Raw genomic sequence first — 3300 nt, 5'->3', positions numbered from 1 at the left:
TTAAGTGCGTTATATTGCGAACGTCCGCTTTGGGTCGAAAGCGGACGGCTGATCAAACGCTCTGCGATGACGACTAATGAATGCACCACCGGGCCGTCGCCCAGTGACGGTTCTCCGGCCAAGTACCCTTAATGGGAATACCATGTTACTGAATTGTGTATTCGGTTACATTTTCGACATTTTTTGTCATTTCGAAAATCCAACCATTTGATCTTCACTAGACCTCAAATAAGCGTGTTCGGATTTCTAGGCCATTTTTGACGTGTGCCGTGCCATCGGGGCAAGATTGCTCCCCCGATTAACCACCGACGAGCCATTGGTGACCGAAACCAGCCCAAGCCATCGTTCAGGATGACGCAGCCTAGCCTCTTCATGACGCAACCCTCCTTTAACGCATCAGCGATGACCTGCACGTACGTCCGATTTGATGCCCTCGGGTGCGCTACCCAAAGCCAGTTCGCTCAATGGTATTCCAGGCACTGAAGAATCGATCCAGTGTCGGCTGATAGCCCATGATCCGGATGGCAATACTTCTCGCCCGTCGCACCACGCGACAGGGGAGCAGAATGAAGTGATTCATGAACCGCCGAAACTCCATCCGAATGTAGGTGTCGCGATCCTGCTTCAGGTGCAGCATCATGGCAAACCACGATTTGATGTTCCAGGCCAGCGCGGCCATGACCATGTAGGCCCAGTTGCTGACGAGATCGTAGACTGGCAAGCGCAGCGCATTGACGCCGTTCTTGAGTTGCTCGATGACATTTTCCTGGTCACACCGCTCATTGGCACAGGACACGACCTCCGCCGCACTCAGGTCCGTCCGCGTGGTGATGTAGAAGAAATAGCGAATCTCATCGAACAGGACGTTCTCCCCTTTCAGCTTGCTGATGTTCTTGCGCAATGCCACGACGCGATACGGACGGGTACACTTGCCTGGCTGATACATAAACTCGGCCACATCCTCGAAGTTGAGGTGCAGATTGAGGTACCCCCGCTCGGTGACAATCCGCGCCTTCTCGTTTTCCTGGAAGCGTTCGCGCGCATCGTCGGTCAGGGTGTCGTAGCGGGGCTGGCGCTTGAGTCGACTCCACCGGTCTTCGCTGAGCGCCTCGGCGCAGGTCCGTAACGTCGCGGTGCTGTCCATGCCGAAGATGAAGTCGGCCTGCTCGGCCCAGTGGTCAAAATGCTTGGTCAGGGAGAAGTCCGTATCCCCCCGCATACAGACGCGCGGGGCATAGGGGAGCAGCTGCGCCAGGGCTTTGTCGATCCAGGCCGCCGCCCCTTGATGGCTCGGGGCATTGCCCGGACGATTGACGAGATACAAGACTTCTTTGGTGTTGGCGAGGGAGATGATGAGCGGCGCATAGCCCCAGATGCCCTTATAGGAGATGTCCATCCCGGCTTTACACTCTCCATCGGTTGGAGCAATGGTGCCGTCGATATCCATATAAGCGATCGGCCACAGCCGTTCGGCGCCTCGCCCGGTCCAGAGTTTGGAGCGAATCGCATTGATCGCTTCCATCAGCGTGAGCACATCGGCTTCCGCAAACCGTCGCGTGAAATCGCCCGCTGTGGTGGGATCCGGGATCAAGTCCGCCCCCAAGGCATTCATGTACGCCACGTCATGGCGGAGCCGCTCAATGTCTTCCAGCCGGGTCCCACCACACAGGATATTGTAGGCGATATTCAACACATGATCGGACTCATGATACGGCAAATGGACCTTCAACAGGTTCAAGTCGGCATCGATCTGCGAGCGCAATCCCAACTTGGTCACCAGCCGATGCACCGGAGCGATGCCGCCATAACTCATCGCCTCGATGTTGCCGCCCACCTCATAATGGACTTTGCCCGATCCGAACATCGGGTGGGCCTGGGCGGTCCAATGCCCCGCTTTCGCGTGTCGTGCCGCAACCTTCGTCTTGCGTGTTTTGATATTCAGACGGCTTTGTTTTGTGTTAATCTTCTTCACCGGAAAGGCCTCCTTTGTGCGGGCTATGATTTGTTTTCGCAAACGCATTATAGCCAATGCTGGCAGGCCTTTCCGGTTTTTTCGTGCTACGCACGAAATTAAATCATACTTATTTGAGGGCTAGAGCACGTTACCCACGAGTTTGAGGAACGGGTCCGACAGGAAACGCAGCAGGAGTCTTTCGATATTGTGCAGCCGGTCATTGATCAGGCAGTGGCACACATTCAAGAGGTCGTCAATATTGTTGAGGACGCGGTGATTGAATTGATGGGTAGATTCCAAGAAATTACCGATGGTGCGATTCAAGAGGCCAATGCCACGGCTTCCCGACTCCAACGTTCTTCTTCAGATGCGGAATCACCCGAAGATGATCATTCGCTGTTGAGCGAAACCAATAGCATGATCAGCGCCTTTGCCTAAAGTGTGGCGGAGTCATCGGAATTAGGCATGGGTGTGGCCGGGGTGGTCGAGGAAGTGGTGAGCAGTACGGACCGCATTCCTCCCTTATTGGATGAAATTGAATTTATTGCCGATCAAACCCGCCTCCTGGCCCTCAACGCCACGATTGAAGCGGCACGGGCAAAAGAACATGGCCGGGGATTCGCTGTGGTGGCAGAAGAGGTCGCCAAACTGGCTAATCGGTCACGCGTGGCAGCCGCCAATATTCAGGATGTGGTAACGGCCGTTAACGGCAGCACTGGAAAAGCCATGGAGTCTCTTCAAGGGTTTGCCTCCATTGACATGATAGGCGCAATGGAAACTCGTGATCGAATTGCCGTCATCACCAAGGTGATCGAGGATAAAAGCCTCAGACTTCAAGAAGGGGTCTTGCAGGCCACGGCCTCCGCCCAAAAGCATGCTAATCAGATAACCGATATTGTGATGTCCATGCAATTTCAAGATATTTCCAGGCAACGTTTGGAAAAAGTTGTGCAGGCGTTAGGAACGCTTCGGGAACAACTGGTGCCCTCCATGCCGACCGATGAAGAGAAAGGGAAGTCCGATGCATGATCCTGAAATGGAAGAGGCGATCAAGGAGTTTCTTATAGAGAGCGATGAAAATCTCAGCGCGGTCGAACGGGATCTGGTGGATTTTGAAGGCAATCCGAGCAACAAGACACCCTGGCGAGTATCTTTCGAGCCATTCATACCATTAAAGGGACGTGCTAATTTTTAGGGTATTCCAAGTTAGAAAGTCTGGCCCATACGGGCGAGACGCTGCTGAGTCTGGTGCGGGATGGCGACTTACCGTTATCGCAGGACATTGCCAGTGCGTTGCTGACGATGGTGGATGCTGTCCGGCAAATGTTGGCCTCGATCGAGCAAAC

General features: G+C 54.2%; 4 protein-coding genes. 3 read left to right on the top strand and 1 reads right to left on the bottom strand.

From position 1 onward, the window contains the following. Positions 1-442: 442 nt before the first annotated feature. Positions 443-1972, bottom strand: a complete 1530-nt coding sequence (locus O6944_03710) for an IS1380 family transposase (protein ID MCZ6718248.1) — start codon at positions 1970-1972, stop codon at positions 443-445. Positions 1973-2161: 189 nt separating this feature from the next. Here O6944_03710 and O6944_03705 point away from each other — a divergent pair, with 189 nt between their 5' ends. Genes O6944_03705 through O6944_03695 form a run of 3 tightly spaced genes read left to right on the top strand, consistent with a single transcriptional unit; the run spans position 2162 to position 3149 of the window. Then, positions 2162-2392 carry a hypothetical protein gene (locus O6944_03705; protein ID MCZ6718247.1) on the top strand — a complete coding sequence of 77 codons (231 nt, stop codon included), beginning with the start codon at positions 2162-2164 and terminating at the stop codon, positions 2390-2392. Positions 2393-2419: 27 nt separating this feature from the next. Further along, positions 2420-2983 (top strand): methyl-accepting chemotaxis protein, encoded by a 564-nt coding sequence (locus tag O6944_03700; GenBank protein ID MCZ6718246.1) that lies wholly within the window; start codon positions 2420-2422, stop codon positions 2981-2983. Next, complete coding sequence (locus O6944_03695) at positions 2976-3149, top strand: hypothetical protein (GenBank protein ID MCZ6718245.1); 174 nt, start codon at positions 2976-2978, stop codon at positions 3147-3149. The genes O6944_03700 and O6944_03695 overlap by 8 nt, the downstream gene beginning before the upstream one ends. The last annotated feature ends 151 nt before the right edge of the window (positions 3150-3300 follow it).

It is taken from the genome of Gammaproteobacteria bacterium (assembly GCA_027296625.1).
GTDB lineage: Bacteria > Pseudomonadota > Gammaproteobacteria > JAKEHO01 > JAKEHO01 > JAKEHO01.
Note: the sequence above shows the minus strand (reverse complement) of the source record. Positions and strands in the feature narration are given on the sequence as shown.